We start from the raw sequence: 16,787 nt of genomic DNA, 5'->3' as shown, positions 1-16,787 counted from the left end.
TCAACAAAAACCCCACTCTGTTGATTAAACAACAGAGTGGGAAGGGTGTGGAAGAGATTACTTTAACTTGGCTACTTCTTAGATTAACTAGGCTAATTGCTCGACTCTTTGTCTTTCAATCTCAAACACTTTCTTCTTCAGCGAATCTTCAGACACAACCGTTGCATCTTGTGCTTGACGTCGATCAAAAGCATCTGACACAAGCGAATCGTGCGCATATTGGTTAAATATATCAGACTTCTCGCCAAGTATTTCTAACATTGTTTCATCAATACTTGCTTCAGTCAGCAGACGATATACAATAACATTTTTAGTTTGTCCCATTCGATAAACTCTACTTATCGCTTGGTTCTCAGTAGAAGGTTTCCATTGTGGTTCGCATAAAATAACAATATTGGCTGCTTGAATATTTAATCCTACTCCCCCGGCTTCTATTTGACTTAAAAGTATCTTCCCATCTTCAGCTTCAGTAAATGCATCAATCATCTCTTGTCGTTGGTTGGTAGAAACATCTCCAGAAATCATACCCACTACATCTTTTCCAAGTAGATTCAGTAATTTGTTTAAAACAATTTTAAAATAAGAGAATATTAAAACTTTATCTCCATTTTCTTTCGCTTCCAAGCAAATATCCATTAATTGTTTAATCTTTTCTGAATGCTTAGGTTCATCACCGGCAAAACCAGCCTGTCTCATCTTCATTAATCCACTAAGCCCTAATGACACAGCGTGATTATAATATTCCTGCTCTATTTCTGAGAAGTTTGACCATAGTTCAACCGTTTCAATTTCAGGTAGCTCTTTCAAAACCTCATCTCTTTTTCTTCTTAAGTAGACATAAGAAACAAGTTGTTTAAACTTTTCAGGATTATAATCAGCAAAATCTCGATCGATGCGTCTAACTAATTTAGGTTTGAGATACGAAATCAACTTCTTCATCTCTTCTAAACGATTTTCAATAGGTGTTCCTGTCATATATAAATGATATTTTGATTTTTTAGCTAGTGCATTGACATTTTTGGCCCGCTTAGTCGCTTCATTTTTTATGTAATGAGCCTCATCAACTATGATTAAGTCTAATTGCTTCAACTTGTCATCATTTACTAAATGGTGAGTTTGTTCAAAGTTTGTTAGTAAAATACCACCTTGTTCTTGCCATTTATTCAGTGAAATCCCCCTCAAATCTCCTCGATATATATAGGTTGGTAAATCAGACCATTTTTCAACTTCTCGTTTCCAGTTCGCCAACACACTAAGGGGTGAGACAACTATTGAATGTTTTTTATTATCTAAATACAGATGATTAATCATCGCAATACCTTGAATGGTTTTTCCTAATCCCATCTCATCACCTAGCAAAGTACTTTTATATTGTAAAGCATACTTTGTCCCAAATTCCTGATATGGTCTTAAGGTAACTTTTAAACTATCTGTATTAAGTGGGTACTGATTTACTTTTTCAACTATAAAAGAAGGCAGATCATTTGGTGAATATGTTTTAGATCCTCCCATAACTCTATCTAACATAGCAAAATAATTCGCACTATTTTTCTCAAAATCTTTTCTGATTTCATTTGTTGTTAACTGTACGAGTGGAATGTTTTGCACTTCACTAAATTGTTCAATAAATTGTTCTAAACTGTTAAACAGATTTTCCTTGTATTGAGTGATAGTATGCTTAATATCATCGTTATAAAATTGTCGTTTATAGTCGTTTGTATCTTTTTCAGCTAATATCTCTAAGATCGATTTCACTTGGGTTAACAGATTTTTAGCTTTATTAATAATATCTCTTTCAAATTTTCCCAATTGTTGGCGGTGGTGGAGGTGCCCTAGAAGTTCGATTTCCTCCTCAGAGAGATTATTTGACCTCAATTTGGGGTAAAAATCTTTTTCCATCGTCTTTACAAAAATATTTAACTGATTTATTAAATCATCATAGTCTTCTTCTGATACATTATCTTTTAATTGCTGTAATTTATCAGATTCCTTTTTCAAATCACCAATTGTTGTGATACCAATTCTATCCAGTTCATTAATAGGTAACACTTTCTCACTATTAGCTTGTAATACTTCAACCATCATGGAGTCTAATTCATGAGGAATTTGTATTTCTTTTGTCTTATTCCAGCTTTCACTAATGCGTTTTTCAATGACTTCCTCATCAAATTCCATCATTCGATATTCAAGCTCTGCAACTTTTTCAGCAATAAGTTTATTTAATAAATCTCCTTCCTTTGTGTCATATTCAATAACCGCCAAGATTCTTTCCATGTATTTTGAGGGATTTAAGTTGAAGTCGTTGCGCACCTCTATTTCACTGACTGATATTTTATCGAGAAGCTGTAGTTCTCTTTCGAGCGTCTCAATTTTATAGAAATTTGCCATAAATTTCTCTCGCGAATCATTAAGTTTTTTCTTAATTGATCCTCGTTGGAATAATTTCATAAATGCATTCTTATCATGTTGAATAATATAATCTAGTGAGTTTTTTAACTCTACTATCATTGGCATATACTCTTTTTCTATATTAATTTTTTTCACTTTGATGGTATCTGACACGAATAAGACTGTCAGCAGTTTGAGTTTTTGTTCTGATATTTCAGCTCCGATCATTTTAGGAAAGGTATTCAATACTAGTTTGTCTGATAAATTTTGCTTTGCTAATGATATATTATTAGCAGAGTAATTATTGGGCATTATCTTTGAAATAACTGACAATGCTCTTTGATTAAAGGGTTGATTTTCTACTTTTACTTCTTTTGAATGTGTTTCAAATAATGAAAGTATAACATTAACTGGTAATACATCTATCTTATCTTTTACAGCTTGATTTCTTAAATTGGTTGCTAATGAGCGAACATTATAGTCAGTAAAAAAGTCGTCTGATTCAGTTAAAAGCTTTTCAATGTCATTGATTTTACTTTGATATTCTTTTGCATTTTTATAACTTATATCCATACCCTCACGCCCTTATAATTTTTTATAATATCAATTGCTATCATTGTATCAAGATAATGAGAAATAAAATAGTTAAGTAGTGACGGATAGTATAATGATATTAGCAATCTTTAAAACTAAATAAAAAACGCCACAAATCAAATTTGCAACGTTTCTATTTCTTAATTTTTTTCACTTAATAGATAACCCTTCTCATATAAGCAATCGTTCGCTTAACCGATTGCTCAATATCTTCGATATTTTCTTCAAAGGCTATATCTTCCACTTCAATACTCGTATGCCCATCGTAACCAATATCAGACAAAGCAGACACGAACGCATACCAATCAACGTCCCCGTATCCAGGAAGCTTCGGTGCCATATACTCTAACGGTAGTGCCGTCACTCCGACTTTGGCTAATTTATCTTTATATAACTTAATATCTTTGAAATGAACGAAGAACAACTTATCCTTAAAGTCATAGATTGGCTGAATATAATCTAACTGTTGCCATACACAATGCGATGGATCAAAGTTAAGCCCCAAATAATCACTATCTAATATATCAAAAACCCTGTTCCAATTAGCTGGGCTGGTCATGATATTTTGCCCGCCAGGCCATTCATCTTCCGTGAATAACATTGGACAATTCTCAATCGCTATCTTAACCTGCTCTGCTTCAGCTAAATCGATAATAGGACGCCAAACGTCTTCTAAAATCGCTAAGTTATCCGTCACCGTCTTACCTTGATCGCGTCCTATGAACGTAGTTACTATATTCACATCCAGCATCGCAGACGCTTTGATGACTAACTTCAGATGCTCAATAACCGCGTGTCGCTTAGCCAAATCACTATCTAACGGGTTCGGATAATAAGCTAAGGCAGCAATCTCAATATCACGCTCTTGTGCATATTGCTTAAGGTATTGCGCTTTTTCAACTGTTAGATTCTTCACATCTATATGAGAAACACCTGCATAACGGCGCGCCCCTTCTTCTTGTGGCCAACAAGCTAATTCAACACTATCCAAGCCGTTCGCCGAGGCAAAATCAATCACTTCTTCAAAATTCATATGTTCCAGTATCGCTGTTACTAATCCTAACCTCATATATCCACCTACTCTTTTTGTTTTGACATTACTTTGTAATATGACCGCCCCAATGGATTCGTCAAATTGCTAATAATCACGGTTCACTTTTATAAAAGTTGACCGTCGTGATGGTTCGCCACGGGCCAAATCAAAGGAATTAGCCCGTCGCACACCTCCCACCTACTCTTTGTGTTTCGACATGACTTTCTGTAACATAACCGCTCCAATAATGATAAAGCCTTTGATTGCACCAACAAGAAAAGTAGGTACACCTAGTAAGTTCATTAAATTATTAATAATCCCAATCGTTAATGTTCCAAATACCGTGCCAACAATACTACCACGACCTCCACTCATCGCCGTTCCACCAATGACAACCGCTGCGATCGCATCCATTTCATATGAGCGTCCAGATGAGGCTGAGTTCATACTTCCTAATCGCGCTGCTTCTAACACCCCAGCAATTGCCACGAGTACACCAGACATAATGAACACACCAATCTTGACGCGGTGCACATTTACAGCAGCTAGAAAAGTTGCTCGTTCATTACTCCCTACCGCAAAGATATGTCGACCAAAAGCTGTCTTGCGAACAAAGACAATCATCAAGACACTCACTAATAACCAATATACAATCGGCATTGGAATCTCACCAAACAAACGATAGTTCGATATATTCGTAAAGGCGCTCGCATTAGTCGCTGTTGCCATCACGCCCCCACCATTATAGAAATATTGGGCAAAGGACCGGTAGATTTGCATCGTTCCTAAGGTCACAATAAAGGATGGAATCTTAAAGAAGGTTACTGAAACTCCAGTCAAGCCGCCTGTTAGAGCACCAATCCCTATACTCGCTAAAATGGCTAAAACAACACTTTCCGTATTATTTAAAACACTTACTCCAATTAATCCAGATAGTGCTAATTGCGACCCTACAGCAAGGTCAATGTTTCCTGTCAGAATAATTAAAGTCATTCCTAAAGCAATAATTCCAATAAAGGAATTATTCATCAAAACATTCATAAGATTATTGTAAGTAAAAAATATATCCCCACGTAATATAAACCCCACAATAATAATAAAGAGCAATGCTATAGCCGCACTGTGATTAGCAAGAATCGTTTTGATAGAATCGTTTCTTGATTGATTCGGATTATTGAGTATGTCTTCTCTTGTCTTAATCTCTTCCATTAATTGATCCTCCTGTCGCGACTAACATAATGTCTTCTTCATTTAATTCCTCGCGCGTAAACTCGCCCCTCACTTGACCTTGGAACATGACATAGACCCGATCGCATAAATTATGCATCTCAGGAAATTCACTTGATAAGATAACAAAGCTAATGCCTTCTTCAGCCAACTTCATAATGAGCGTATATATTTCTAATTTAGCACCGACATCCACTCCTTGGGTGGGATTATCTAAGATCACAATATCCGGATTGGTTCCCAGTGCTCTCGCTAAGACAACTTTTTGTTGATTACCACCTGATAATGATGTAATTAAATGATTCACATCCGATATTTTAATAAACAATTCTTGAATATAACACTGATTATGTTCCAAGATGGCTTGATTATTTAATAAACCATTTCGGTAGAAATTCTTAAGAATCGGCAATGTCATATTCTCCTTAATACTCAAGTCCGTTATAATACCATTCTCTTTGCGATTTTTCGGCACATAGGTAATACGACTACGCATGGCCTGCGTTGTATTATGTAACTTCACAGTCTTTTGATTGACTATCATTGACCCTGAATAAGGCATATTCGCTCCTGCCACAGTCATAAAAAGTTCACTGCGCCCATCACCTAAAAGACCAGTTACACCAAGTATCTCACCTTTTTTCAACGTCATATTAATATCTTTATACTCACGTTCTTTAGACAAATTGGCCAACTCAAGAATCGTCGAACCAAGGGGTCTTTCTCGGTAAATAACTTCTGTACTTAACTCACGCCCGACCATATGGCGACTCAACATCGCTTCTGTTAAATCCGGCGTAACTTCTCCGGTTGCGACAACATTTCCGTCACGCATAATTGTATAAGCGTCACAGATTTCCAAGACTTCATTTAACTTATGTGAGATAAATATAATACTCACACCATTCTCCCTTAAGTTACGAATCACATTAAAGACGTGATCAATTTCAACATCGGTTAATGATGATGTCGGCTCATCCATAATAATAATTCGTGCTTCTTGCATCACTGCTCGAAGTATCTCCGTTATTTGCTTCAGAGCCGGATTCAAACTCGACACCATCTGCGTTGGTTTTAAGGCAACATCTAATAATTCAATATAATGTTGTGTTTCTTCAATCATTTTCTGTTTGTCTAAGAAGAAGCTTTTTCTCAGTTCTCTACCTAGATAGACATTTTCAAAGACGGTTAAGTCATTGACTAGAGACAGTTCTTGATGGATGAAAGCAACTTGTTGGTTCATCTCATTACTTTCATAAGCTTCTCCAAATAACTTAATTGAACCAGAATCCTTGGGAATAATGCTCCCAAGGATATTCATTAACGTTGTCTTTCCAGTACCATTCTCTCCTAGGAGCGCATGAATTGATCCTGGCATTAATGTGAAATCAACATTCTTTAACACATGATTTTGACCAAATGATTTGGTTATTTGTTTCATCTCTGCTACAGGATTCATAAGTTCATTCCTTTATCTTATAGATTAATATGGAGAATCTGCGTCTAAGAAGTCACTAACATTCTCTTGATTCACAATCGTTGGTGATACAATTTGGTCTTTTTCAACATCTTCGCCGTTTAAGATCTTCCATGCTTCTTCAATCGCATCGCCAATCATCGAAGGTGAGTATGTTGCTGTAAACAAGTTAATACCCTCGCTGTCAGCAATTTGTTGGAAGTAAGCTTGTGAGCCACCCGCACCTGATAAGAATTGAACATCTTCACGACCAGCGTCACGAATAGCTTGTAAGATTCCTAGAGAAGACTCATCATCAATTGAGAAGATTGCATCTAGTTCTGGATTCGCTACTAACATATCGGTCGCCACACTTAAGCCTTCTTCTTGAGTAAAGTTCTCAACCGTCATATCAACGAGTTCAATATCAGGATATTTTTCTTCCATTACGGCCTTAAAAGCATCAACACGTTCATAACTAACTGATCCTGCACTTGGATTGTTCAAGACCGCAATCTTACCAGCTCCACCAAGTTCTTCGCCTAATACCTCAGCCGTTGCTTCACCAATTTCTGGGTTACTTCCAGCAACGTAAGCTGTGTAGTCAACATCAACACGACGGTCAAAGACGATTAATGGAATATCAGCTTCGACTAATTTTTGCGCCGAAAGTGACAATTCATCCGTATGTGGTAGTAAGACAACACCCGCTACTTCTTGTGAGAGCACTTCATCAATTTGCGATGCTTGTTCATTCACATTAGAACTTGTTAAAATACGATAGTTTTCGATCCCTAATTCTTCGGCTTTAAGTTCGGCATAATAAGCAATTCCTGCTAACCAACCGTGTTCTGCTCCTGGAATAATTATTGCTAACTCCCCTATTTCCTCCTCTTGGGCATAGGTAGCTTGATTGAAGGCGAAAATATTGAATATGCTTAGAGTAAATACAGCGAGTAATATTTTTTTAATTGTTTTCATTATGGATACTCCTTTAATGTGTGTTTATTTTAACCGGTTTACTTTCTTTTGCACTTATTAGACATGCATCGATCAACTTCATAACATAATGCGCCTCGTCCACCGTCACATAGCCTTCTTCATCATCTTCCACAATACCTCTATAGAAATTCCGAATCCCTTGTGTCACTGCGTCATGCCAACCAACAGAATGCCCATTAGGTAAGATCGTCAACTTCCCAGCATAATCTGTTAAATACTGTTCCGATGCATAAATTTCCGAGTTACCTATATCACGATTCCCAATCCATAAGCGATCAGGTCGTTCCTGATACCATTCCAAGGTCTGATTATCCCCTTCAATCGAGATAAGAAAGTCATTCTTCTTACCCGCCGTCACTTGCGATACTCGAATCAATCCCATTAAACCGCTTTCAAAAGTGACTAAAATAATTGCTGCATCTTCATTTTTAATCTGTCTTGTTTGATCACCATCTTTTCGTTCAGCAAATTTTTGTAACATTTTCACTTCCACTTGAATAATGCGCTCATCTAAAATATATTGAATCGTATCAAAACAATGAGATCCAATATCTGCAATCGCCCGCGACGGTCCGCCTACTTCAGGATTCATCCGCCAATCATAATCTGTCTCGTATAATAGCCAATCTTGCAGGTATTCAACATGCACGAACCACGGATGACCAATGAGCGCTTCTTTAACGCGCTCTCGCATCTCAGCAACCATAATATTTTGCCGGTAATTAAAGTTAATCCCACATTTCACGTTCTTTTCTTTGATCAATTTAACCAATTCTGCTGATTCATCTGCATCCAATGTAAAAGGCTTTTCTGCATATAGATGGATGCCCGCTTCAATAATTTGTTTATTGATTGAATAATGCAAATTATTGGGGGTACAATTATGAATCACATCAACTTCAATATCACTTGTTAACATTGCCTCGACACTGTCGAAAGCACGTTCAATACCTAATTCTTTGGCCTGTCTTTGTGTCTTCCCAAGATTCCTTCCAACAATCGCCACCACTTGAGTATTAGGAAGCCTACGAATCGCTTCAATGTGCTGAACACCTAAGAACCCAATCCCAATTACTGCTACACGAAGTGTGTTCACATCACCCCTCCTTTTTGTAAATCTTACATCATTATGTAAGTGTTTACTTTATTATATTGTCAAGGTATAATTAAATCAAGAAATTAATCTATGTAAATTTTACATTATTGTTAAAATATCTGATGGGAGTGAATAGAATGGCTCGTAAGAAAACAGCAACATTGCAATCCATTGCCGACGACCATAAGGTCTCAATTGCAACAGTATCACGCGTCTTGAATAATAAAGGCAATGTGAGCAATGGCTTAAAAGAAGCCATTACCCACTCATTGATTCAAAACGGCTACGAACTCGCTAACCCCGTAAAACAATCACAGACGGTGGCTGTATTCGTACCTGATTACTCAAACCCCTTCAATATCGATGTCCTCGCCGGCGTTGAGAAAGCCGCTAAACTCGCTGGATACCGCATGATTCTCATCCGAACAAAAAGCCAAGAAACAGAACTGAAACATTATCTATCTTTAATTGAAGATGTGGATATTATTGGGATTATCTCGCTATCTCCCTTTAACGATGTTAAAACTGTCCAGCAGCTAAACGCAATCATTCCCACAGTGATGTGCTCAGATTATATCTATCATGACCATCTATCGTTCGTGAGTATTGATGATACAAAAGCCGCATACAACGCGACCAACTTCTTATTAAAGGCAGGTTGTAAAAACTTAATTCACATCACATCCACACTGAATCATAACTATGCCATACTTCGTCAAGAGGGCTTTCTAGCCGCTTGCACAGATTACAATATTGAGGTTTCCGAAGATAATATTTTATACTTCTCAACGATTAATTATGATCTCGCGTACTCACAACTTAACTATACCTTTCGTAATAATAAGAACATTGATGGTGTCTTTGCAAGTTCAGATATATTCGCAGCTGCTGCAGTTAAAGCCGCACTGAATAATGATTACCGCATTCCCGAAGATATTGCGATCATTGGTTTCGATAATATTGATATTACCTCAATCATCCAGCCTACTATCACTACAGTAAACCAACCACGCTTTGATATCGGATTTCAATCTTTGGAGTTATTGCTCGAGAAGATTCGGAAAGAGAATACTGTTGAGAAACAAATCTTTTTGGAGACGACTTTGATATTGAGGGAGTCGACTTGAGGGGGTGGATTTGGGCTGGGAGTCGGGGCGTCGCGGAGGTGAGTGACGCTCCGATTTGGTGAATTTGGGTCGTCGTGAGGCGCAGCCAAGCCCCAGTTTTACAAAACACAACAAAACCCCGCTAATATCAGAGGACAATCTGATATTAGCGGGGTTTTTTACTCTACACCTTCTAAACTCTTCTCTATTCTATTTAAACCTTCAATTAATTTAGCTCTTGGGCAACCTACATTCAATCTTAGAAAATGTTCACCGTTACCTCCGTAAACCTCCCCATCCATAATCGCCACACGTCCGATATGAACCAAGCGCCTTTGAACCTCATCCATAGGTATACTTATTCCGGATAGATCTATCCACATAAGATAGGTTGCTTCTGTAGGCACAATGACTACTTTTTCAAATTTTTCTTCAAAAAAGGTTGTCGCTAAGTGAATATTATCCGCGATGTAAGTATTTAATTCATCAACCCAATCACTAGAATAATTATACGCTGCCATCGTCGCTTCCATTCCTAGAATGCTCGTTGAAGATAAGCCGTCTTTATTCTTTAAATGATTCAAAAATAATTCTCTATCTTCTGAGTTAGGTAAGATGAGATAAGAAAATATCAAACCAGGAAAGTTAAAAGTCTTACTTCCTGATGTAACTAAAGCAACGTTATTTGTCATGAATTGTGTGATGGGAAGGTGCTTGTGCCCTTGACTAACTACGTCCATATGAATCTCATCACTAATTAAAAATACATTGTATTTCACACATAAAGAAACAACGGGTCTCAATTCTTCCTCAGTCCATACCCTTCCTGTAGGATTATGAGGTGAACAGAAAAGCAATATTTTGTTGCGAGGATCAGCTAACTTCTCCTCTAAATCTTCAAAATCAATCCTATAATATCCTGCTGAGTAAATGAGCGGATTTTCAATAACGCGTCGCTGATTTCCTTCAATAGTCTTAAAGAATGCATCATAAGCCGGTGTTTGAATAATAACACCATCACCTTCATTAGATTCCATCTGAATCAGCTGAGCAACACTATATATGACCGATGGACTATATAGTATCCATTCAGATTGAGGTTGATACGCAAATCGCTTTTGATACCAATTCATAACCGCTTGTTGAAAATCCCCATTGTTCCACCGTGTATAACCAAATACTTGATGTGATAATCTCTTCTGCAAGGTATCCATCACCTCTTTTGGAACAGCAAAGTCAGTATCTGATATTGTAAATGGTAGTAAGTCTTCTTCACCAAATCGATCCGCAACGTAATCCCACTGCGTACAATAGGTTCCACGACGATCAATTACTTTATCAAAATCCACAGAACTACCCCCTTACAAATACGATTCTAATTCATTGCGGACACTCGTTACCTTCGTCCCAATCACAACTTGAACATTTTGCTTATCTAAATGAATGACACCTAAGGCACCTAAGTCTTTTAGTCGATCATCATCCACAATCGTACCATCTTCAAGCACTAGTCGTAATCGTGTTACACAATTATCCAGCGAAGCGATATTCTCAGCTCCACCTAATGCTTCTAAAATACCTTTCACATCAAAGCTCGTATCTTTGGAATAGTTTAATTCTTCTTTTGAATATTCTGTATCATCTTGTTGAACTGCTCGACCTGGCGTTGGTAAATCTTGTTTTAATATCACAAATTTAAACACCCAATAATAAATTGCAAACCAAATCGCACCAACAATTAGGACTAACCACCAACGCGTGTAAGATCCTTGCATAATTCCGAATATTAAGAAATCAAGTATACCACCATCAGTATTTCCAATTAAAACGCCTAGTAAACTCATAACTAAGAAGCCTGCTCCGGTCATAATCACATGGAAAATCCATAATAGAGGACTGATGAATAAGAATAAAAACTCAATCGGTTCTGTAATACCTGTCACCGCAGTAGCAACAACACCTGAAATTAAAAGACCTTTAATGCGAGCACGATTCTCTGGTCTAGCAACTTGATACATCGCAAATGCCGCACCTGGAAGTCCAAAGATAAATGTCGGCATTTTCCCTTGAGATAAGAAAGCCGTTGCTGCACCTGAAATAGCTTCACCTGAATTAAGTTGCGCAAAGAAAATATTTAATGCACCCGAAACAGTCTCACCATTCACAACTTCTGTACCACCTGCATCAGTAAAGCGAATCATCGCTACTAAAATGTGATGTAGACCAAAAGGTAATAATAAACGTTCCCCTGCACCAAACAAGAACGGTCCAAATGCACCCGCACGTTGAATTAAGTTACCAATACCTTGAATAATTAAAGCAAAGAATGGCCAAATAATAGGCAAGATTAAACCAACTACTGATAGAACTAAAGATGTAATAATAGGAACAAATCTTACACCTGAGAAAAAGGCAAAACTATCTGGCAGTTGAATATCGTAGAATCTTTCGTGTAAGTAGTAAACTAATACACCTACAATAATTCCTCCAAGCACTCCTAATTCAAGTGTTTGAATACCGAAGACCATCCCTTGGCCAGCTTCTCTTAATACGTTCGCTTCAGCAAGGCTTCCTGCCTCAGTTAAGTAAAAGTTAATGGCTAATATCATCACCGTATAACCAACAAAACCTGAAAAGGCTGCGACCCCTTTTTCTCTACGAGCAAGTCCTAAAGGAATTGCCATTGCAAACATAACTGGTAAATAGCTAAAAGCAAAACCACCAATCGTTGATAAAAAGCGTAAAATAATTTGTAAAATCTCATTATCTAAAAACGGCATTGCTTCGATTGTTGAAGTGCTTGAGAAGGCACTCCCAATCCCTAATAGTAACCCCATGAATGATAATAAGGCAACGGGTAACATAAACGTTCTACCTAAACCTTGTAGAAACTCCATAAAACTCGGTCTATTTCTCTTCTCCATATAATAACCTCCTAAAAAATAAAAGCGCTTTCTTTGTCGTTATTATACTTTATTCAATTCACTAAAAGTGCTCATTCTCAACCTTTGTAAGTGGTTACATTAAATTGTATGAACATTCGTTAATATTCTAACATTTCACTATACTTAATCATTAAATACTCAAGCACTGTAATAATAGCGACTCGCGAACTAATATCTGCATCTTTATGATATTTCATACGAGAAGGGGCATAAATACAATAATCAACTAACTCTTCTAAGCGAGATTCTTTAATCCCAACAATACCAAGCATTGGAACACCACTGTCTCTTAAATTCGTAGCAAAATCAATGATATGCTTCGTTTCACCGCTTAGACTAATTAAGATAGCTAACTCCGAATCCGTTTGAATCTTTGACTTTCGATTCAAATCATCCCAATCGATGAGCGCGTTGGCAGGCTTTCCTAAAGAAAGCATCTTCCTAGATAAATCAATCCCAATTGGTAAGCTAGACCCCACACTATAAATTTCAATATTCGATGCTTCTTTAATGGTTTGAAGGATTGTTTCCAACTTAATATCATCTAACAATGCCATCGCCTCAACAATTTGATCAATCACATAAGTTTGATAGTTTGTCGCATCAAGCGATTTATTATTTTGTTTAGTATTAGTTTGAGAATACTGTTGAATGGTAAACTTTAATTCCTGAAAGTTTTGAAAACCTAACTTCTTCACTGTCCGCGAGATAGTAGCGGTTGATACATAAATAATTTCAGATATTTGATGAATGGTCTCATTCGCAAAGGTTTCTGGACTGGATTTCAAAAATTTAAACACAGCCTTCTCCAAATCACTTAAATCCACTGCTTGTTTCTCTAGTTTATAAAATAATTCATCCATTGTTGATCCACCTTATATTTTGACTTTATTCACTACAATTATAACATGATGAAAACAAAGAAGCCGTTGGGATGAAGTGTTATGGTCAGTTTTTGGGGGGCGTGGCGAAGGTGCGCGACGGGCAGCTTTGTCGAATCTATTGACCATAGTAACTATATAATGATAAAAAATTTTTAAACTAAAAACACCTACAAGCTATCTCAACTCGTAGGTGTTCCTCTAAAAATATATATTTCATCACCACTCCGCATTCTCATGCTCCCATCCAGTCCATGGGTGTGGCGTAACGAAAATAACTTCTCTCGTTTCTGGATGTTCAACAGCATCGTAAGTTTGATAGTGATTATCATATACCTGAACCGTTAAATAAAAATAACTATTAGCATCTTCTATATCGACAAAATGTTTATAAAATGCCCCGAGCGACATCCCATCTTGGCAACAATGTCCGAAACTTTAACTTGGCTTAAAGGTTGATGATGGAAGGTCTCCAACAAGATCGACTCAATTCGTTGGCGCTTAGGCAAAATTAAATTAAAAAATGTATCATGTGGCATCATAAACATCCTTTGTAAATAGATTGAAAAAGCTGACATATAAGGTATTTTCGATATTAAATGATTATTATTGAAAAAGATTTAATCAAAAATGACACTTTGTCACTTTTAGAGTATAGATAGCTTAATGGACTTGTGAATAAAGAAAGTGTTGTGGATTTATCAACCTGCACCATGTAATCATATAAATTCTTGAACACATAAAAAACCCCCGAAATTAACATGAGTCTCGGGGGTTTTATGTGATAGTCAAAGCCAAATCTAACTCTCAACTAAATCAATACGTTTTCCATATATTTCTTAAACATCGCATCATAATCTTTGTCAGACTGCGGTTCAACAATCCGATATTCTCTGAGTAACTCTATCTCTTTAACAGCTGCAATACTTCCCATTGTTTCTGCATTTTCTATCAGTGGAATGTATAATTTATAGCCTAAGATATCGGCAATTAATTGTGGAAATGCTTCGAGTTTTGTAATTCCACCCACTAAACCAATGGCGTTAAAATCAGCAAGTTCTTCCAAGATACTCACATTGTGCTTAATATTAAACAACATTCCTAGAATAATCGAGAATAATACAGATTCTCTCGAACTTGTGCGTGTTAAAGCCAGTAAGTTTCCTGTTGCCGCCTCATCCCAAGTAGGTGCTCGCTCACCGTTTAAATACGGTACAAAGATACTTTCTGTATGTGGCCGTTTGGCTGCAATTGCATCCAACTCTTCAAAACTACTATTGAAGACTTTGTTGGTCCAAGATAGAACATCTGCTCCATTGTTACTGGGTAAACCAAGTAAATATTTATTTTCCCTAATATTATAGGCAAAGTTTTGGTATTGATCGTTTAATTGGGCCTCTGAGTGAATGACACGCGCAGCATGGCTAGTGCCAATCGATAATACGGCCAGTTCATCCAAGTCACTAAATACGTAATTCGATGAGATGCCATCCGACGTTCCAATCGTAACTGTTACCTCCGCATCAAAAAGTGAAGGTAAAGCTGGCCGATTATAGTCAACCGCTTCAATTCGTGGAAGATGATTAACACCTAAGCCAATCTCACTTAACGACCTATCATCCCAAGTCAACTCCGCCAAATTCAACAATCCACTGCTGGAGGCATTACTTACATCAAGTACCCATTCCCCTGTCAATCGGTGGAATAATATATCTTTTAATGAGCCAACCCGCTTGTCCTTTTGATACATACTCAATAATTTGTAATACGGATTCATGCTATGAATCGGCGTTCCAGTCCGGTAATATTGTTCTAATAATATTTCAGGACTCAACTGTTTAATCATCTCAGCCCCGCGAGTATCAGCCCAAGTTACCAAAGCCCCAAAGAGGGTATCATCTTGATTGATTAATTGAACACTATGCATTGCAGTTGTCAGAATGATTTCCAAGTTGCTAATGGCATTTCTCGATATCAAATCTTTCAAGCCAGCTCTAATATTCACCCAAATTTCTTCCAAATCCAACTCAAATAGTGAGTCCGTTTTGTAGATAGTTAAGTGAGGCGCTTTAACTGTATCGATGACTTCATATGTTGCATTAAATAAATTAATCTTGATATTCGTAGTTCCTACATCGATACTCGCAATGAATTTATTCAATATTCCTTATGCCCACCAAAGTTGAATCTCATGGCAGATAGCACTTGGTTTGAGAAGGGCACCTCTTTCAAGGACGCGTTACGCTTCATTAATGATAAAGAAATGACAGGGGTAGGAACTTCCTCCTGTAGGGCTTCACTTACCATCCATTTTGCTTCACCAGATGCATGAACTTTCTGATTAAATTGGGCTAAGTCTTCATCTCTAGATAACTCTTCATGAATATTATCCATTAAAGCTGACTCGATAATTGATCCATAACGCCAATTATTGGTGACACGACTTAAATCAAAGTCATAGTGACTCTGACTATGCAATAGTTCTAAGCCTTCAGCGATCGCTTGCATCATGCCATATTCAATCCCGTTATGAACCATCTTTAAGTAATGCCCACTTCCTGGTTGGGGGTAAAATTCAAAGCCGCCTGGTACGCAAAGTGAGGCTAATAAATCAAGTAATGCTTGGTCCGTCTCAGCTTGGCCACCTAACATCATACAAGCCCCATTCAGTGCCCCTTCCACACCACCCGATAGCCCACAATCATAGTACTTAATGCCTAAATCACGCAGTGCTTCAAAATTATCAATCGAATCTTTATAGAATGAATTCGAAAAATCAATAATCACATCATCTTTTTTCAGAAGACTTGACAGTTCATAAATCGTTGCTTTTGTTGGTCCACCTGCTGGTAGAAGTAGAAATACTAAATTTTTCGTATCTTGAACTGCTTTTAAGTCATTGATACTACTTAAGTAGTTTAGACGTTCATCAGAATAAATGTCAGAAATTAACGGATTCACATCGAATCCGTTAATTGTCTGACCTTGCTTATTCAATTGTTTAGCAAGCGATAAGCCCATCTTGCCTAATCCAATAATTGTTATTTCCATAAAGTCCA

Annotated in this window: 13 protein-coding genes; 1 reads left to right on the top strand and 12 read right to left on the bottom strand. The window is 37.1% G+C overall.

Features of this window, described 5'->3' with window-relative positions; all coding sequences use genetic code 11:
• Window positions 1-87: 87 nt before the first annotated feature.
• From HW423_RS01290 to HW423_RS11360, 6 genes are all read right to left on the bottom strand, one after another.
• Window positions 88-2,961 carry an SNF2-related protein gene (locus HW423_RS01290; RefSeq protein ID WP_218930146.1) on the bottom strand — a complete coding sequence of 958 codons (2,874 nt, stop codon included), beginning with the start codon at window positions 2,959-2,961 and terminating at the stop codon, window positions 88-90.
• A gap of 175 nt (window positions 2,962-3,136) precedes the next feature.
• Window positions 3,137-4,051: a sugar phosphate isomerase/epimerase family protein gene (locus tag HW423_RS01285; protein ID WP_218930145.1), complete on the bottom strand. Its 915-nt coding sequence runs from the start codon at window positions 4,049-4,051 to the stop codon at window positions 3,137-3,139.
• Between the two features lie 162 nt (window positions 4,052-4,213).
• Window positions 4,214-5,224, bottom strand: a complete 1,011-nt coding sequence (locus HW423_RS01280) for an ABC transporter permease (protein WP_218930144.1) — start codon at window positions 5,222-5,224, stop codon at window positions 4,214-4,216.
• Window positions 5,211-6,701: a sugar ABC transporter ATP-binding protein gene (locus HW423_RS01275; RefSeq protein WP_218930143.1), complete on the bottom strand. Its 1,491-nt coding sequence runs from the start codon at window positions 6,699-6,701 to the stop codon at window positions 5,211-5,213. Before HW423_RS01275 ends, HW423_RS01280 begins: the two co-directional genes overlap by 14 nt.
• Before the next feature lie 24 nt (window positions 6,702-6,725).
• A complete protein-coding gene (locus tag HW423_RS01270) occupies window positions 6,726-7,679 on the bottom strand; it encodes a substrate-binding domain-containing protein (RefSeq protein ID WP_218930142.1) in 954 nt (317 codons plus the stop codon).
• Window positions 7,680-7,692: 13 nt separating this feature from the next.
• The gene (locus tag HW423_RS11360; protein ID WP_218930141.1) at window positions 7,693-8,796 is read right to left on the bottom strand and encodes a Gfo/Idh/MocA family protein; all 1,104 of its coding nucleotides are present in this window, start codon (window positions 8,794-8,796) and stop codon (window positions 7,693-7,695) included.
• Window positions 8,797-8,933: 137 nt separating this feature from the next.
• Here HW423_RS11360 and HW423_RS01260 point away from each other — a divergent pair, with 137 nt between their 5' ends.
• Window positions 8,934-9,923, top strand: coding sequence for a substrate-binding domain-containing protein (locus HW423_RS01260; RefSeq protein WP_218930140.1), 990 nt, complete (start codon window positions 8,934-8,936; stop codon window positions 9,921-9,923).
• 158 nt (window positions 9,924-10,081) lie between these two features.
• Here the strand turns inward: HW423_RS01260 and HW423_RS01255 are convergent, their stop codons facing one another.
• From HW423_RS01255 to HW423_RS01230, 6 genes are all read right to left on the bottom strand, one after another.
• Entirely contained in the window at window positions 10,082-11,251 is a 1,170-nt protein-coding gene (locus tag HW423_RS01255) for a MalY/PatB family protein (protein WP_218930139.1), read from the bottom strand.
• A gap of 12 nt (window positions 11,252-11,263) precedes the next feature.
• Entirely contained in the window at window positions 11,264-12,826 is a 1,563-nt protein-coding gene (gene malX, locus HW423_RS01250) for a maltose/glucose-specific PTS transporter subunit IIBC (protein ID WP_218930138.1), read from the bottom strand.
• 119 nt (window positions 12,827-12,945) lie between these two features.
• A complete protein-coding gene (locus HW423_RS01245) occupies window positions 12,946-13,710 on the bottom strand; it encodes a MurR/RpiR family transcriptional regulator (protein ID WP_218930137.1) in 765 nt (254 codons plus the stop codon).
• Window positions 13,711-13,947: 237 nt separating this feature from the next.
• Window positions 13,948-14,139, bottom strand: a complete 192-nt coding sequence (locus HW423_RS11480) for a hypothetical protein (RefSeq protein WP_218930136.1) — start codon at window positions 14,137-14,139, stop codon at window positions 13,948-13,950.
• Window positions 14,140-14,539: 400 nt separating this feature from the next.
• Window positions 14,540-15,889, bottom strand: a complete 1,350-nt coding sequence (locus tag HW423_RS01235) for an FGGY family carbohydrate kinase (RefSeq protein ID WP_218930135.1) — start codon at window positions 15,887-15,889, stop codon at window positions 14,540-14,542.
• Window positions 15,886-16,779: an NADP-dependent phosphogluconate dehydrogenase gene (locus HW423_RS01230; protein WP_218930134.1), complete on the bottom strand. Its 894-nt coding sequence runs from the start codon at window positions 16,777-16,779 to the stop codon at window positions 15,886-15,888. The genes HW423_RS01235 and HW423_RS01230 overlap by 4 nt, the downstream gene beginning before the upstream one ends.
• Window positions 16,780-16,787: the final 8 nt, after the last annotated feature.

The sequence above is a fragment of the Ruoffia halotolerans genome (genome assembly GCF_014049385.1).
GTDB classification, from domain to species: Bacteria; Bacillota; Bacilli; order Lactobacillales; family Aerococcaceae; genus Ruoffia; species Ruoffia halotolerans.
Note: the sequence above shows the minus strand (reverse complement) of the source record. Positions and strands in the feature narration are given on the sequence as shown.

Coding starts and splice junctions, on each gene's coding strand:
- HW423_RS01290 (WP_218930146.1), bottom strand. CDS start 2,961: ATGGATATAAGTTATAAAAATGCAAAAGAATATCAAAGTAAAATCAAT.
- HW423_RS01285 (WP_218930145.1), bottom strand. CDS start 4,051: ATGAGGTTAGGATTAGTAACAGCGATACTGGAACATATGAATTTTGAA.
- HW423_RS01280 (WP_218930144.1), bottom strand. CDS start 5,224: ATGGAAGAGATTAAGACAAGAGAAGACATACTCAATAATCCGAATCAA.
- HW423_RS01275 (WP_218930143.1), bottom strand. CDS start 6,701: ATGAATCCTGTAGCAGAGATGAAACAAATAACCAAATCATTTGGTCAA.
- HW423_RS01270 (WP_218930142.1), bottom strand. CDS start 7,679: ATGAAAACAATTAAAAAAATATTACTCGCTGTATTTACTCTAAGCATA.
- HW423_RS01260 (WP_218930140.1), top strand. CDS start 8,934: ATGGCTCGTAAGAAAACAGCAACATTGCAATCCATTGCCGACGACCAT.
- malX (WP_218930138.1), bottom strand. CDS start 12,826: ATGGAGAAGAGAAATAGACCGAGTTTTATGGAGTTTCTACAAGGTTTA.
- HW423_RS01245 (WP_218930137.1), bottom strand. CDS start 13,710: ATGGATGAATTATTTTATAAACTAGAGAAACAAGCAGTGGATTTAAGT.
- HW423_RS11480 (WP_218930136.1), bottom strand. CDS start 14,139: ATGTCGCTCGGGGCATTTTATAAACATTTTGTCGATATAGAAGATGCT.
- HW423_RS01230 (WP_218930134.1), bottom strand. CDS start 16,779: ATGGAAATAACAATTATTGGATTAGGCAAGATGGGCTTATCGCTTGCT.